The organism is Herbaspirillum sp. NPDC087042, assembly GCF_044745245.1.
GTDB lineage: Bacteria > Pseudomonadota > Gammaproteobacteria > Burkholderiales > Burkholderiaceae_D > Herbaspirillum.
Genome location: NZ_JBIUZW010000021.1, coordinates 29,119 through 44,854, shown reverse-complemented (window position 1 = coordinate 44,854; position 15,736 = coordinate 29,119). Strand labels below are relative to the sequence as shown.

Below are 15,736 nucleotides of genomic sequence, written 5' to 3'. Positions count from 1 at the left end.
CTCCCATATCCCATGAAAATCCTAGTTGTTGGCTCCGGTGGCCGTGAACATGCGCTGGCCTGGACCATTGCCAAGTCGCCGCGCATCCAGACGGTCTATGTCGCTCCCGGTAATGGCGGCACCGCGCTCGACGAGCGCCTGCAAAACATCGCCATCACCGATCCGGTGGCCCTGGCCGACTTCGTCGAGCAGGAGCATGTGGCGCTGACCGTGGTCGGTCCCGAAGGCCCGCTGGCGGCCGGTATCGTCAACGTCTTCCGCGCCCGTGGCCTGAAGATCTTCGGCCCCACCCGCGAAGCCGCCCAGCTGGAAAGCTCCAAGGATTTCGCCAAGGCCTTCATGCATCGCCATGCGATCCCTACGGCCGAGTACCAGACCTTCTCCGAGCTGGCCCCAGCGCACGACTACATCGCCCAGAAGGGCGCGCCCATCGTCATCAAGGCCGACGGCCTGGCTGCCGGCAAGGGTGTGGTGGTGGCCATGACGCTGGAAGAAGCCCATTCGGCCGTGGACATGATGCTCTCCGACAACAAGCTCGGCGACGCCGGTGCCCGTGTGGTGATCGAGGAATTCCTGGCCGGTGAAGAGGCTTCCTTCATCGTCATGGTGGATGGCAAGAACATCCTGCCGCTGGCCACCAGCCAGGACCACAAGCGCCTGCTGGACCACGACCAGGGCCCCAACACCGGCGGCATGGGTGCCTATTCGCCGGCCCCCATCGTCACCCCGGCGCTGCATGCCCGCGTGATGCGCGAGATCATCGTGCCGACCGTGCAGGGCATGGCCAAGGATGGCATCCCCTTCTCCGGCTTCCTGTATGCCGGCCTGATGATCGACGCCGAAGGCAACCCCAAGACGCTGGAATTCAACTGCCGCATGGGCGACCCGGAAACCCAGCCCATCATGGCGCGCCTGAAGACCGACCTGCTGACGGTGTTCGAACACGCTGTCACCGGCACCCTGGACAAGGTCGAGCTGGAATGGGATCGCCGTACCGCGCTGGGCGTGGTCATGGCCGCGCATGGTTATCCGGAAGAACCACGCAAGGGTGACCTGATCACCGATATCCCGGTCGAAACCGCGGATTGCGTGACCTTCCACGCCGGCACCACCCTCAACGACGACAAGCTGACCACCAACGGTGGTCGCGTGCTGTGCGTGGTGGGCCTGGGCGACAGCGTCAAGGTTGCGCAGAAACATGCCTATGATGCCGCCGACCTGATCCACTTCGCCGGCTCGCAGATGCGTCGCGACATCGGCTGGCGCGCCCTGAAGCGCTAAGCCTCAGGCACGGCTGCGTCCGACCGGACCGCACGATCCCCCGCAATGCCAGGCGCATTGCGGGGGATCGTCATTTTGGCTGGCGCCGCCTGGCATAAAATGCGCTCATGCGCTGCAACAAAAGCAGTCCATGCGCGCACTAAGGACTGCAGGTGCCAGCCCGCTGCACCCTCATCACCCTCGTACCCCATACGCAATAACAAGCAGGAAAGGAATCCTCGATGCCGCAACACCTCCTCAACCTCGACACCCTGATCAACCTCTACCTGGTCCCGTTCGGCCTGAAGGTGATCGCCGCCCTCGCCATCTGGATCATTGGCGGCATACTCATCAACACCGTCGCCAAGATAATCCGCCGCGTGCTGACGGCGCGCCAGTTCGAGACCACCCTGATCAACTACGCCAGCTCGGCCATGCATGTGATCCTGCGGGTGCTGCTGGTGATGGGCATCCTGGAAGTGTGCGGCATCCCCACCACCTCGTTCGCCGCCATGATCGGCGCCGTCGGCGTGGCGCTGGGCGTGGCCTGGTCGGGCCTGCTGTCGAACTTCGCGGCCGGCATCTTCCTGGTGGTGCTGCGCCCCTTCAAGGTGGGTGACTACATCACCGCCGCCGGCCAGACCGGGACGGTCTCCGACATCGGCCTGGTGACCACCATCATCACCACCGACAACAACCTGCGCGTGGTCATCGGCAACAACAAGCTGTTCTCGGACAACATCATCAACTACAACGTCAACGCTACCCGCCGCACCGACCTGCGTTGCCAGATTGCCTACAGTGTCGATCCGCAGGAAGCCATCGCCAAGCTGACCGCCCGTATCAAGGCCATTCCCAATGTCTTGGAAACCCCGGCACCGGGCATCGTGATCCAGGAATTCAATGCCACCGGCACCCTGATCGCCCTGCGCGTGCACGCCCCCACGCCCAATTTCGGCCAGGTCTACAACGATGTGCAGAATGCCATCGCCGAGGTCTGCCTGAAGGAAGGCTGGCCGGCACCGGCGACCTACCAGGTGGCGGTTCCGTCGGCGCCGGTGCAGCCTGGCTGAGGCTGCCAGCCCACACCGCAGGCCCGGCCCGGCCGCCGGGCCTGCTTTTGCCGCCCATGGGAGGGGCGGTCAAGGTACAATGGCGGGTTGGAACGCATTTCCGTCCAGTAACCGTGCATCAGAGCGACCCGCCGTGACCACACTTTCCAACGCATCGAGCCACGCCTCCTCCGTCAAGACCTACCTGCAGGATCTGCAACAGCGCATCGTCGCGGCCCTTGAAGAAGCCGACGGCTCTGCCTTCCTGTCCGACTCCTGGGAGCGCCCGGAAGGCGGCGGTGGCACCTCGCGCCTGCTCGAGGAAGGCAAGTTGCTGGAGCGTGGCGGGGTCGGTTTCTCGCATGTGATGGGCAAGAACCTGCCGCCGTCGGCCGCAGCCAACCGCCCGCACCTGGCCGGACGCGCCTGGGAAGCCATGGGCGTATCGCTGGTGCTGCATCCGCGCAACCCGCATGTGCCGACGGTGCACATGAACGTGCGCTTCTTCACTGCCCACGCCGAGGGTGAAGAGCCGGTCTGGTGGTTCGGTGGCGGCATGGACCTGACGCCCTATTACGGCGTGGCCGAGGATGCCCGCCATTTCCATCGCACCTGTCGCGATGCGCTGCAGCCCTTCGGCGCTGAGCTGTATCCGCGCTTCAAGACCTGGTGCGACGAGTATTTCTACCTGAAGCACCGCAAGGAACCGCGCGGCGTGGGCGGCATCTTCTTCGATGACTTCAACGCCCTGCCCTTCGATGAGGCCTTTGCCATGCTGCGCAGTGTCGGCGACGCCTTCCTGGCGGCCTACCTGCCCATCGTGGCAGCGCGCCGCGAAACGCCTTATGGTGAGCGGGAGCGCGACTTCCAGGCCTATCGCCGTGGTCGCTATGTGGAATTCAACCTGGTCTTCGACCGGGGTACGCTGTTCGGCCTGCAATCGGGTGGCCGTACCGAATCGATCCTGATGTCGATGCCGCCGCTGGTGAAGTGGCGCTACGACTGGCATCCCGAGGCCGGCTCGCCGGAGGCGGCCCTGTACACCGACTTCCTGGTGCACAAGGAATGGCTGTAATGGCGCCGCCCGCGGCGCAACGCTGCATTGCCGTGCTCGGCGGCAGCTTCGATCCGGTGCACAATGGCCATGTACGGCTGGCCGAGCATTTCGTGCAACTGCTGCGTCCGGATGAGCTGCGCATCATTCCCACCGGCAACCCCTGGCAGAAACACGGCCTGCAGGCCGCGCCGGCGGACCGGGTGGAGATGGTAAGGCGCGCCTTCGACAGCCAGCCGCTGCCGGTGCTCATCGATGAGCAGGAAATCCGCCGCGCCAGCGCCACCTATACCATCGACACCCTGCGCGCACTGCGCGCGGAGCTGGGACCGGAGGTCTCCATCGTGTTCCTGATGGGCGCCGACCAGCTGCAGCACCTGGATACCTGGCAACACTGGCAGGAACTGTTTGACTACGCGCACCTGTGCGCCGCCTCGCGCCCCGGCTTTGAACTGGCCGACGCCCATGTGCCGCCGGCCGTGAGGGAAGAATTCAAGCGGCGCAGCGCTGCGCCGCAAGAGATCCGCAGCACCACGCACGGATACGGCTACCTGGCCCTAGGGCTGGCGGTCGATATCTCCTCGACCGAAATCCGTGCCCAGCTGCAACGCGGCACCCGACCCGATTCGCTGATTCCGGGCAGGGTGCTAGACTATATCGAACAACAACATCTGTACCGAAACTAATGGACATCAAAAAACTGCAAACCCTGGTCGTGGACGCTCTGGAAGACGTCAAGGCGCAAGAAATCCGCATCTTCGACACCACCCACCTGACCAGCCTGTTCGACCGCGTGGCAATCGCCTCCGGTACCTCCAACCGCCAGACCAAGGCACTGGCCGCCTCCGTGCGTGACAAGGTCAAGGCCAAGGGCGGCCATGTCATCAGCGTCGAAGGCGAAGACACCGGTGAATGGGTGCTGGTCGACCTGGGTGACATGATCGTGCACATCATGCAGCCGGCCATCCGTACCTACTACCGCCTGGAAGAAATCTGGGGCGACAAGGAAGTCAAGCTGGGCGCGGCCAAGCGCACCGGCACCTCGGCTGCCGCCAAGCGCGCCGCCGTCGAGGAGACGCCCGCGCCCAAGACTCGCCGCACCCGCGCCCAGGCCGAAGCGGTCGAAGCCAGCCAGGCCCTGGACGACGACGAGGACGCAGCGAAGAAGCCGGTCCGCAAGCCGCGCACCACCACCGCTACCGGCACGCGCGCAGCCACGGGCACTACCCGTACCACCCGCACCACCGGTACCAAAACCGCGGCGCCCAAGACCACCACTACCCGCAGCACCAGCACCCGTGGCGCTGCTGCCGGCACCAAGACGGTCGGCACCAAGGCTGCAGCCCCCAAGGCCGCGACCACCCGCAGCAAGACCGCCGCCCCCAAGACCCCGACCGGCAAGACCGTGCGCGTGGCGCCCGCCAAGAGCGACACCGCCAAGAAGCCGGCTGCCAAGCGCGCCAGCAAGGCTTGATGCAGCTGGTCATCGCTGCCGTCGGCCACAAGATGCCGGCGTGGATCGAGACCGGCTTCCAGGAGTATGCCAAGCGCATGCCCCCGGAATGCCGGATCATCCTCAAGGAAATCAAACCCATCGAACGTTCCGGCAGCCGCACGGCCGAGACCGTGATGGCGCAGGAGCGCGAAAAGATCGAAGCGGCGCTGCCCAAGGGCGCGCGCGTGATCGCGCTGGACGAGCGCGGGCGCGACTGGACCTCGGTGCAGCTGTCCCAGCAACTGGTCCAGTGGCAGCAGGATGGCCGCGACGTGGCCTTCGTCATCGGTGGCGCCGACGGGCTCGATCCCGGGTTCAAGGCCGGCGCCGATACGCTCATCCGGATTTCCAGCATGACCCTGCCGCACGGCATGGTGCGCGTGATGCTGGCCGAGCAACTGTACCGGGCGTGGTCGATTACGCAGAACCATCCGTATCACCGCGCCTGAGATCGTCCACCGCTGGTGCCAGGCACCGGCCCTTGACATGCATGGCTCAATGAAACAAGCGGACCACAAAATCTACCTCGCCTCGAAAAGCCCGCGCCGGCGCGAGCTGCTGCGCCAGATCGGCATCGATTTCGAGCTGATGCTCTCGGACAAGGAAGTCGACGAAAGCGTGCTGCCCGGTGAGGCAGCGCTGGACTACGTCGCCCGCGTCACCCGCGCCAAGCTCGACAGCGCCCAGCAGACCATGATCCTGCGCCAGCTGCCGCACCGGCCGCTGCTTTCGGCCGATACCACGGTGGTGGTCGATGACCTGATCCTGGGCAAGCCGGCCGACCACGAGGAGGCCGTGCGCATGATCACCCTGCTCTCCGGCCGCACCCACCAGGTCCTGACCAGCGTGGCCGTGGGCGTGACGCAAGGCGTGGAAACCCAGATCTGGCAGATCGTCCAGCAATCCGACGTCAGCTTTGCCGCGCTCAGCGACGAAGCCATTGCCGCCTACTGCAATACGGTCGAGCCCTACGACAAGGCCGGTGCCTATGGCATCCAGGGCCTGGCCTCGGTATTCATCAGCAATATCGTGGGCAGCCATTCCGGTATCATGGGCTTGCCGCTATTCGAGACGGCGCAACTATTACAACAAGCGGGCGTTCGAATCCTATGAGCGAAGACATCCTCATCAACATCACCCCGCAGGAGACGCGCGTGGCGCTGATCCTGCAGGGCGCCGTGCAGGAACTGCACATCGAGCGTACCCTCTCGCGCGGCCTGGCTGGCAATATCTACCTGGGCAAGGTGGTCCGGGTGCTGCCGGGCATGCAATCGGCCTTCATCGACATCGGCCTGGAACGCGCGGCCTTCCTGCACGTGGCCGACATCTGGGAAGCCCGTCCGCATGACGGCCAGAACGCGCCGGCCATTCCCATCGAGAAGCTGCTGCATGACGGCCAGACCGTGACGGTACAGGTGATCAAGGACCCCATCGGCACCAAGGGTGCGCGACTGTCCACGCAGATCTCCATTGCCGGTCGCATGCTGGTCTACCTGCCGCAGGACAAGCACATCGGCATCTCCCAGCGCATCGAGAACGAAGGCGAACGCGAACGCCTGCGCGGCAAGGTGCAGGCCCTGCTGCCGCCGGAAGAAAAAGGTGGCTTCATCATCCGCACCATGGCCGAGGATGCCTCCGAGGCCGACCTGCAGATGGATGTGGAATACCTGCGCAAGACCTGGGCCACCATCACCCGCCAGGCCAAGACCCAACCAGCCCCTACCCTGCTGCACCAGGACCTGTCGCTGGCGCAGCGCGTGCTGCGCGACTTCGTCTCCGACCATACCGCCACCATCCAGGTCGATTCGCGCGAGAACTTCATGATGCTGCAGCAGTTCGGCGAGATCTACACGCCCTCGGTGCTGCCCAAGCTGACCCACTATCGTGGCGAGCGACCGCTGTTCGACCTGTATGGCGTGGAAGAGGAAATCGAGCGCGCCCTGGGGCGCCGGGTGGACCTGAAATCGGGTGGCTACCTGATCGTCGACCAGACTGAGGCGATGACCACCATCGACGTCAACACCGGCAGCTTCGTCAACGGTCGCAACTTCGACGACACCATCTTCAAGACCAACCTGGAAGCCGCGCACGCCATTGCGCGCCAGCTGCGGCTGCGCAACCTGGGTGGCATCATCATCCTGGACTTCATCGACATGGAGAGCCTCGAGCATCGCCAGGCCGTGCTGGCCGAGCTGAACAAGGCCCTGCAGCGCGACCGCACCAAGATCTCGGTCTCGGGCTTCTCCACGCTGGGACTGGTGGAAATGACGCGCAAGCGCACCCGCGAGTCGCTGGCCCACATCCTCTGCGAGACCTGCCCGGCCTGCAAGGGACGCGGCCAGGTCAAGACATCGCGCACGGTCTGCTACGAGATCCTGCGCGAAGTCATGCGCGAGGCCAAGCAGTTCAATCCGCGCGAATTCCGCATCCTGGCCGCGCAGGTGGTGGTGGACATGTTCCTCGAAGAAGAGTCGCAACACCTGGCCATGCTGGGAGACTTCATCGGCAAGCCGATCTCGCTGCAGGTGCAGAGCGATTACCAGCAGGAGCAGTACGACATCATCCTGATGTAAATGCGCGCAAAGAATGGCAAAAAGGGACGTTCGGCGCCGGTTTCATATCCTGCAGGATAAAGACTTGCAGAAAAAAGCCGATATCCCTGTACGTCTGCCAAGCTTTTAATACATACGTGCAGTCAATAAAAAACATGCAAATCTGATCACGCGGACAAGACCATGATCACCTTCGATCAGGGGGGCCGAACGAGTTCGCGCCATGGGTATCGAAGGGGTCAGCCGCCTATAAAAATACGCCTCGTCATCATGAAGAATCAACTGCTGTCATTTCGCTGGATCGTTTTCCTCGTCCTGTTTGCCACCTCCAGCCTGCTGCTGATCGGCCACCGGGTAGGCAACCAGGGTTTCTATGCGCTGCTGCTGCTGGCCCTGTCATCGCTGTTGCTGGGCAAGTCGCCGCAAGGACTTGCCTTCCCGGCCTTCGCAAGAAAGTTCTGGGGATTGCACTTGGCCATGGCGGGCATGCTGCTGGCGATCCTGGCCTACCAGTTGCTGGCCCGGGACTTCGCAGCCCGCAGCTTCGACTATCCCTCGCGCATGGCCTTGTTCATCCTGCTGGCCTGGGCTTGCCTGCAGTGCACGGACCGCATGTTCGGCTGGCTGCAATGGAGCTACCTGCTGGCGGCCCTGCTGTGCACGGCCAAGATGTACGTCATTACCGACGGTGGTACGACGCGCGCCGACCACGTCGACTTCATGCCCATCATCGAATTTGCCGACATGACGCTGTTGATGGGCTTCTTCACCCTGGTATCGATGCGCTATACCCCTGGCGGCGCCGGCGCGCGGCGCCTGCTGAACCTGCTCAAGCTGCTGGCCTTCGCCGGCACCCTGTATGCGGCCTACATCTCCGGCACGCGCGGCACCTGGCTGGCCATTCCCTTCCTGGCGGCCGTGGCGGCCATGATCCTGTTCGACCACTTCGACACCCGCAAGAAGATCCTGCTGGCGCTGGGCGCGGTGGTGGTGGTGATCGGCCTGTTTTCCGCCAGCCCGCATGTGCGCAACCGCATCCAGGCGGCCCAGCAGGACCTGACGATCTACTCCCAGGACAGCGCCTCCGATACCTCGGTCGGTACCCGCCTGGGACTGTGGCACACCTCCTTCATGCTGTTCCAGGAACACCCCCTGATCGGTATCGGACGCGAGAACTTCATGCCGACCCTGCAGCGCCTGGGCGAGGAAGGCAAGATTCCGCCCGTCATCGCGCGCCAGATCCATTCGCACAACGAGATCTTCTACAACATGGCGACGCTGGGTAGCCTCGGCCTGGCCGGTCTGCTGGCGCTGTATCTGGTGCCGGGTGTCTACTTTGCCCGCAGGATGCGCCACGCCAGCAGCGAACTGCGTGCGGTGGCCAGCATGGGCGTGATGACCAGCCTGGGCTTCGTGGTCTTCGGGCTGACCGACGTGACTTTCATGTGGGGCGCCAGCGACAATTTCTACGCCATCTTCATGGCTATCCTGTTCGCCCACGCCTACCGGCTGGAACATCGCGCTGCGCAGCCGGGCGGCTGATCCGCTGCTGCGCAATGCATTTCTCTTTTCTCAGATAGCCCCCTCTTCACCATCATGCTCGACCGGATCCGACAAAAACTACTCAACAGGCGCTTCAAGTTCGGATTCCCGCTCTTCGGCAAGGTCACCCGCACCAGGCTGCCGCAAGTCACGCTGGTGGTGGTCGACTGTGTCGACTACCAGCGCGCCCGCAGGGCCTTCGATCACTGCCTGTTCTATTGCGAATTCGGCGCGGCCAAGCTGCTCACGCATTTCGAGTCGGACGATCCGCATGTCGTGAAGATCGCACCGATCCGCTCCATCGACGCCTACTCCCACTTCATGGTCAAGGAGCTGCATCGTTACATCGACACGGAGTTCGTGCTGGTGGCGCAATGGGATGGTTTCGTGTGGCAGCACCGGATGTGGGATCCGGCCTTCCTGGAGCATGACTACATCGGCGCGCCCTGGCCGGCGCATTTGACGCGCGGCGAGCAGCACCGCAACCACCGTGTGGGCAATGGCGGCTTCTCGCTGCGTAGCCGGAAGCTGCAACAGTTCCTCGCAGAAGATCCGCGCGTCGACGTCACCGACAATGAAGACGTGGTCATCTGCCAGTTCCTGCGTCCGATGCTGGAACAGGCCGGATTCAGCTTCGCCCCGGTCGACCTGGCTGCGCGCTTCAGCTGCGAAGGCAGGCTGCATCGCGCCTTCGGCCATCATGGTCATCAAGGCTGGAACATGCCGCTGCGGCCACTCTGGCTGAAGTTCTACAACCTGCTGCACCACGGACGCTTCGACGCCCGCGTGCGCTGAATCCTGGCCGGGCCATCGGGCCCGGCACTGCTGTTCTAGCCGGCCTTGGCCTGGATGCAGGCCAGGACATCCTCGACTTCGATCTCGGTGATCCAGCCCTTGCGGCTCTTGACGCTGATGATGGTGCTGTTGGCCGTATCGATGGGAATCCACTCCGGGCTGGTCTGGCGCATCAAGGCAATGACCGGCACATGGACCGCATTGGCCAGGTGCATCACGGCCGTCTCCACCGACACGATCAGGCTGCACAGGGCCAGTACGGCCGGCAGCTGGAAGAAATTCTCCTCGGCGCTGAAGAGCAGGGCATTGCTCACCTGGGACCTGGCCAGCAGCGCACGCGCCTGCTCCATCTTTTCCGGAACCACATTGATCACGAACCAGGCATCGCGCCAGGCCGGCAATGCCCGCATGCGCTGCGACAATTCCAGCATGCGTTCCAGCGGCCAGCTGCGCTCCTCGGACTTGGAGAAGGCATTGAGGAAGACCAGCGGCGCGCCCTCAGGTACACCCTGCGCTGCCAGATCCTGGCGGGCACGCTGCTGCCATTGCGCCGGGATATCGACGTAGGGGAAGCGCTCCTGCGCGCTGGTGACGATGCCGAACAGTTGCTCGAACCAGCCGGCATAGAGCGCGCTGATATGTTCACCGCGCAGCTCGGAAGACTTGTAGGCCGGGATGAACGCATCCAGCTTGCGATACGCCAGGTGCTTGCGGATATCCAGCAGGCGGACCCGCTTCTTCTGTGCCACGACAAAGCCATGTGGGCTGATCTTGCGCACCAGTTCGGCATACAGGTGGCGCACCAGCACCGCGAAGGACACCACGACAGGATATTGCTCGGCCTGGGCCTGGGTAATGGATTGCCGGTACAGCTCCGGGCTGTAGGTCTGGTCGTAGATGCGATCGAACATGCCGCTGGCGCGCACCCAGTCATAGAGCGCGTACTTCTTCAGGTGCGGCCATTGCGAGGCATCCGGCGTACGCCGTACTTCGTCGATCCACAGGTGCATGCGGATATGCGGATAGGCACGTGCGAAGGCGCGGAAGCAGTTCTGCATGTAGGTGAAATCGCCCAGCGCGAGATGGGCGACGAAGAGAATCTTGTCGGACTTTTTCAGCAGCTCGGGAGAAATCAGTTGTTGGGACATGGTTGGCATTCGGATAGAGACAATGGGTGTAATCAGACCTTCAGGGATACTGCGCCGGCGCCGCGCTGCTCAACGACGGCGCCGCATCCCCAGATAGCGCATGTACCATTGCAGGCTCTGCATGCGCTTGCCCCTGGCCCACAGGAAACGCGAATGCATGCGCGCCTCCTTGTAGTTCTGGGGCTCCATGTCCAGCGGCAGGGCCGACCATGCCGATTGCCGGTGGTAGTGCTCGAACAGCTTCACCGAGTCATGCTCGCACCAGGCGCCCCATGGCTTGACCGATCCGGCGAAGTGGATGAAGGTGGCGGCCCCCGGTGCAATATCCAGGGCCGGGCGATTGCCCTCCAGGTCACCGACCAGGCCATACAGGTAGTTCCAGCGGATGTCGATGTAGCGCGCACGCCCGTCCAGCACCACATTGAGCGCATCCTGGTCGGGGAAGCGGAAGCGCTCGCCCTGCTGCAGGATGGCATCGATGGTCTGGCGACTGATGCCGGCCTCCTGCCAGCGCGGGATGTTGATGTAGAGCATGCCGGAGTTGAAGTACTTGCCATGCTTGAGCTGCAAGGCCGCAACGCGTCGCTCGGTCGTCGCCTTGGCATCGGGCACCACGGCCACGATGTCCTCATCCAGATTCATGTCGGCCAGCGCATCGATACTGCCGACGCAGAGGATATCGGCATCGAGGTAGAGCACGCGATCGGTGAAGGCTCCCAGCACTTCCGGAATGACCAGCCGTGCAAAGATGGCCGAGGAATAATAGGACGAGCGCGTGTACTGCTCGAAGCGCTCGAACATGCGCGGATCGAGCAGGTGGATGCAGGCCTCGATACCGGGACGGGCACGCAAGCCCTCGAAGAGCTGGCGATTGTGCTCCGACACCTTGGTCGCCAGCACATGGAAGGTGAAATGGCGCTGCGGATTGTGTTCGATGATGGAGGCGATGGTCGCACCCATGCAGCGGAAGTAGCGGTCATCGACGCAGAAGACGATGTGGAAGGCCTCTGGCAGGATCTCTTGGGAAGTCATGGTAGGGGTATCAGACATGCTGCTCATCACAGGGCCTCCATCACGTCGCGCACCTGCGATACGGGGATGGCATCGACCCAGTCACCGCGCCGCGCGGCCATCACGACCCGGCTATGGGCCTTGTCGAACGGCGCCCATTCCGGGTTCTTGCGGCGCATCAGTGCCACCACCGGCACATGCACGGCATTGGCCAGGTGCATCACGGCCGTCTCCACCGAGACCACCAGGTCGCAGCATTGCAGCAGGGCCGGCAACTGGTAGAAATTCTGATTGGCACTGAACCAGACCGTCCGCGGTGGCAACCGGTCGGCGATCTGCTGGCGCGCCGCCTCGATTTCCTGCGGGGTGGCATTGATGATGAAACGGGCGTTGCGCCACTTGCCATCGGCCTGCAAGGCTTCGATCAGGTCGGCGACACGGCCCACCGGCCAGCAGCGCTTGCGGGTCTTGGCAAAGGGGTTGATGAACACCAGCGGCGCGGTGCCTTCGTCGCTGTCCGCGAAGCCCCATGCGGCCAGCTGGCTGCGCGCCTGGGCTTGCCACTGCGGATCGATGTCGATGAAGGGAAAACGCTGCCCGGCATCCATCGTCACGCCCCCCAGCTGCTTGAACCAGTCGGCATATTCATCGGTGATGTGATAACCGGGGAAGGACTGGAAGGGCGCAAAGCTGGCGTCCAGGCGACGATAGGCGCAGCGGTCCGCTGGCACATACCAGCGCGGCTTGCGGCGCATGCCCACGACCCAGGCCGATGGCCCGCAGGCGCGTGCCAGGCGTGCATATTGCGGCGGCCGCAGGGTCGCCAGCGACACCACGATGGGATAGGCCTCGGCCTGTGCCTCGGCGATGGACTCTTCCAGCAGCGCCGGGCTGTAGGTGCGACGATAGACCTTGGCAAAGAACGGGCAGCTCTCGGCCCAGTCATACAGTGCGTAATTCTTGAGATGACCCCACTGGCTGCTGTCGCTGGTGCGCCGGACCTCATCGATCCACAGATCGATGCGCACATGCGGATAGGCCTGCGCAAATGCCTTGAAACCATTCTGCAGATAGGTGAAATCGCCAATGGCCAGGTGCGCGATGAACAGGATCTTGTCGGCTTTTGCCAGCCGCTCCTGGGAAATCAGTTGCATGTCACGTCCTCTGGGACAAGATAATCGTAGGAAGAAGCCCGCCGGATCAGGGCGCCACCGTGGGCGCCCTCCCGGTCATTGCTTGCCATCGCCGGAGAACTGCATGCGATACAGGTTGGCATAGGCCGCTTGCTTGTCCAGCAGCTCCTGGTGGCTGCCCACTTCGACGATGCGTCCTTCCGAGAGCACCACGATGCGGTCGGCACGCTCGATGGTCGAGAGCCGGTGGGCGATGACCAGCGTGGTGCGGTTCTTCATGAGCTGGTCCAGGGCGGCCTGGACGGCCCGCTCGGATTCGGTATCCAGGGCCGAGGTGGCTTCGTCGAGGATCAGGATAGGCGCGTTCTTGTAGATCGCTCGGGCAATCGCCATGCGCTGGCGCTGGCCTCCGGAGAGGCGACTGCCGTTGTCGCCCAGCGGCGTCTGCACGCCCTGGGGCAAGCCCGCCACCACGTCATCGAGGTAGGCGGCCTTGATCGCGCCCAGCACCCGCTCCATGTCCGGCTCGGGATCGCCATAGGCGATATTGGCCACCACCGTATCGTCGAACAGCACCACGTGCTGGCTGACCATGGCGATCTGCTTGCGCAGGCTCGACAGCGAAATCTCTTCCAGCCAGGTGCCATCGAGCAGGATCTTGCCGGCGCTGGCCGAATAGAAGCCAGGAATCAGGTTGACCAGCGTGGTCTTGCCGCCGCCGGACATGCCCACGAAGGCGATGGTCTGGCCGGCGCCGATCTCCAGGTTGATGTCCGTCAGCGCCGCGCGCTCCTGTTCGCGATAGCGGAAACCGACGTCCACGAAGCTCAGGTTGCCCTGCGCGCGCGCCGGCAGATCACGACCGGTGGTGCGTTCGATGGGACTATCGATGAGATGGAAGACCGCCTCGGCCGCTGCCATGCCACGCTGCAGGGGACCATTGACTTCGGCCAGCTGCTTCAGGGGGGCCAGCAGTGCGATCATGGCCGTGAAGAAGGAAATGAAACCACCGACGGTGATCTGGTTCTGGCTGGCCTGGATCAGGGCCAGCATGATCATCACCGACATCGCGCAGGCGGTCATGATCTGCGTCAGCGGTACCGTGGCGGCAAAGACGCTCACCATGCGCATGCTGTAGCGGCGCAGCTTTTCGGCGCGCTCATGGAAGCGCTGACGCTCGTAGGCCTGTCCACCGAAGATCTTGACGACCTGCTGGGCGCGCGTGGTCTCCTCGATCACCTGCGTCAGCTCGGCATTGACCGTCAGCGAGTCCTTGTTCAGACGCTTGAGGCGCTTGCCGGTCAGGCGCACCAGGAAAGTCATCAGGGGCATGAGCACCAGGGCGATGATCGTCAGCGACCAACTGATGTAGAGCATATACGCCAGCAACCCGGCGATGGTCAGCGTGCAGCGGATCATGGAGATGAAGATCTTGGTCACCATGTCGATGATCTGCTGCACCTCGAACATGATCGAATTGATCGTGCTGCCGGTGGACTTCACCGAGGTGAAATCGATACCCACATGCAGGATCCGATCAAACATGGTCTGCCGCAGTTCGTTGAGAACGCGGGTCGATACCCAGCTCATCATGTAGGTGGTCAGGAAGGTCGAGGCGCCGCGCGCCACGAAGGCGCCAATCACGGCCACCGGCACCAGCCACAGCGGGAACGTCGGGTTTTCGACAAAGCCATGATCCAGCAGGACCTTGAAGATGTAGGCAACGATCGGTTCCGTTGCAGCCGTGACGAGCATGCCAAGGAAGGCCAGGATGAGGCGATTCTTGTATGGACGGTGATACTCGACCAGCCGTTTGATGTAGGGTGAAACCTTCATGCGAAACCAAATCCCAAAAATTAAATACGCAAAAACGCCGGCGGGCAGCTGTCTGCCCCGCCTCAGCTGCCCGAACCAGAAGGCAACTGGCGCGCCAAAGCACGCCGCCGCTGCCAGGCGTGCAGGTGCCGGTTCAGGCTGTCCCGGCCCATGTAGAACTCCCGCTTGAGTTTCGACCATGCGCTACGCTTGGCCTTGACTCGCCCGATGGTCGTGCCCATCAGGTCATTGCGATGCACCAGCACCGACGGTGTGACCGACAGCGCCAGTACCTTGTGCTCCCAGGTCCGGTTGAGCAGGTCGTCGACGGCATAGACGATCTGGCCGGCCTGCTCCACCAGGGTACGCGCGGCATCCCGGTGGATGACATATCCCTGGGTGCCGAACGGTTGCTTTCGATGGTCCTTGACGATGCTGCCATTGGACAGGACCGCGACCTGCCACGAATCCTCGCCACCGAAATCGCACAGGCGCATGATGCCGAATGGCAGGCCGGCGCTGGCGATGGCCTGCAAGGTCGGGGCAAAGCCCTCGCCCAGCTCGATATCATCCTCCAGCACGCACCACATCTCGTCGCCGGACTGCACCAGCGCCTGCCAGATGCGGTAGTGGCTATCGTAACAGCCCACTTCCGACAGGTTCATGTCATTGCCATGCACCTTGCGGCGCGTCGCCTGGTCATAGCTGGCCGGATACTGCTTGAACCGTTCCGCATCGAAGAAGCGGAACGGCATGGCGATCCGCTCGAACTGGTCGGCGATGTAGCGCCGCCGGTCCTGGCACTCGACCAGGGAAATCACCACGATGGGCATGTGAAACTGTTGCATTTTCTGTCACCTAGTTTTTGTTCGGAACGCG

Annotated in this window: 15 protein-coding genes; 10 read left to right on the top strand and 5 right to left on the bottom strand. The window is 63.3% G+C overall.

Features of this window, described 5'->3' with window-relative positions:
• The first annotated feature begins 12 nt into the window (after positions 1-12).
• The 10 genes from purD to ACIPHN_RS23150 all read left to right on the top strand — a co-directional run bounded on the left by purD (position 13) and on the right by ACIPHN_RS23150 (position 9,750).
• A complete protein-coding gene (gene purD / locus ACIPHN_RS23195; protein ID WP_400440770.1) occupies positions 13-1,281 on the top strand; it encodes a phosphoribosylamine--glycine ligase in 1,269 nt (422 codons plus the stop codon).
• A 221-nt stretch (positions 1,282-1,502) separates the two neighbouring features.
• Entirely contained in the window at positions 1,503-2,333 is an 831-nt protein-coding gene (locus tag ACIPHN_RS23190) for a mechanosensitive ion channel family protein (RefSeq protein ID WP_400440768.1), read from the top strand.
• 133 nt (positions 2,334-2,466) lie between these two features.
• Positions 2,467-3,387, top strand: a complete 921-nt coding sequence (gene hemF / locus ACIPHN_RS23185; protein ID WP_400440766.1) for an oxygen-dependent coproporphyrinogen oxidase — start codon at positions 2,467-2,469, stop codon at positions 3,385-3,387.
• Positions 3,387-4,052 (top strand): nicotinate-nucleotide adenylyltransferase, encoded by a 666-nt coding sequence (locus tag ACIPHN_RS23180; protein ID WP_400440763.1) that lies wholly within the window; start codon positions 3,387-3,389, stop codon positions 4,050-4,052. Before hemF ends, ACIPHN_RS23180 begins: the two co-directional genes overlap by 1 nt.
• On the top strand, positions 4,052-4,840 hold the full coding sequence (gene rsfS, locus ACIPHN_RS23175; protein WP_400440760.1) for a ribosome silencing factor: 789 nt from the start codon (positions 4,052-4,054) through the stop codon (positions 4,838-4,840). Before ACIPHN_RS23180 ends, rsfS begins: the two co-directional genes overlap by 1 nt.
• On the top strand, positions 4,840-5,310 hold the full coding sequence (gene rlmH / locus ACIPHN_RS23170) for a 23S rRNA (pseudouridine(1915)-N(3))-methyltransferase RlmH (RefSeq protein ID WP_400440757.1): 471 nt from the start codon (positions 4,840-4,842) through the stop codon (positions 5,308-5,310). Before rsfS ends, rlmH begins: the two co-directional genes overlap by 1 nt.
• A 49-nt stretch (positions 5,311-5,359) precedes the next feature.
• Positions 5,360-5,974, top strand: coding sequence for a Maf family protein (locus ACIPHN_RS23165; protein WP_400440754.1), 615 nt, complete (start codon positions 5,360-5,362; stop codon positions 5,972-5,974).
• Positions 5,971-7,434 carry a ribonuclease G gene (rng, locus tag ACIPHN_RS23160; RefSeq protein ID WP_400440751.1) on the top strand — a complete coding sequence of 488 codons (1,464 nt, stop codon included), beginning with the start codon at positions 5,971-5,973 and terminating at the stop codon, positions 7,432-7,434. The genes ACIPHN_RS23165 and rng overlap by 4 nt, the downstream gene beginning before the upstream one ends.
• Positions 7,435-7,683: 249 nt before the next feature.
• A complete protein-coding gene (locus ACIPHN_RS23155) occupies positions 7,684-8,955 on the top strand; it encodes an O-antigen ligase family protein (RefSeq protein WP_400440748.1) in 1,272 nt (423 codons plus the stop codon).
• Between the two features lie 54 nt (positions 8,956-9,009).
• A complete protein-coding gene (locus ACIPHN_RS23150; RefSeq protein ID WP_400440746.1) occupies positions 9,010-9,750 on the top strand; it encodes a DUF5672 family protein in 741 nt (246 codons plus the stop codon).
• Positions 9,751-9,785: 35 nt separating this feature from the next.
• Here ACIPHN_RS23150 and ACIPHN_RS23145 read toward each other — a convergent pair whose 3' ends face one another.
• The 5 genes from ACIPHN_RS23145 to ACIPHN_RS23125 all read right to left on the bottom strand — a co-directional run bounded on the left by ACIPHN_RS23145 (position 9,786) and on the right by ACIPHN_RS23125 (position 15,705).
• Positions 9,786-10,898, bottom strand: coding sequence for a glycosyltransferase family 9 protein (locus tag ACIPHN_RS23145; protein ID WP_400440743.1), 1,113 nt, complete (start codon positions 10,896-10,898; stop codon positions 9,786-9,788).
• 69 nt (positions 10,899-10,967) lie between these two features.
• Positions 10,968-11,948: a glycosyltransferase family 8 protein gene (locus tag ACIPHN_RS23140; RefSeq protein WP_400440740.1), complete on the bottom strand. Its 981-nt coding sequence runs from the start codon at positions 11,946-11,948 to the stop codon at positions 10,968-10,970.
• 8 nt (positions 11,949-11,956) lie between these two features.
• Positions 11,957-13,063 (bottom strand): glycosyltransferase family 9 protein, encoded by a 1,107-nt coding sequence (locus tag ACIPHN_RS23135; RefSeq protein WP_400440738.1) that lies wholly within the window; start codon positions 13,061-13,063, stop codon positions 11,957-11,959.
• A 75-nt stretch (positions 13,064-13,138) separates the two neighbouring features.
• Positions 13,139-14,878, bottom strand: coding sequence for a lipid A export permease/ATP-binding protein MsbA (msbA, locus tag ACIPHN_RS23130; RefSeq protein ID WP_400440735.1), 1,740 nt, complete (start codon positions 14,876-14,878; stop codon positions 13,139-13,141).
• Between the two features lie 62 nt (positions 14,879-14,940).
• Positions 14,941-15,705: a glycosyltransferase family 25 protein gene (locus ACIPHN_RS23125; protein ID WP_400440732.1), complete on the bottom strand. Its 765-nt coding sequence runs from the start codon at positions 15,703-15,705 to the stop codon at positions 14,941-14,943.
• Positions 15,706-15,736: the final 31 nt, after the last annotated feature.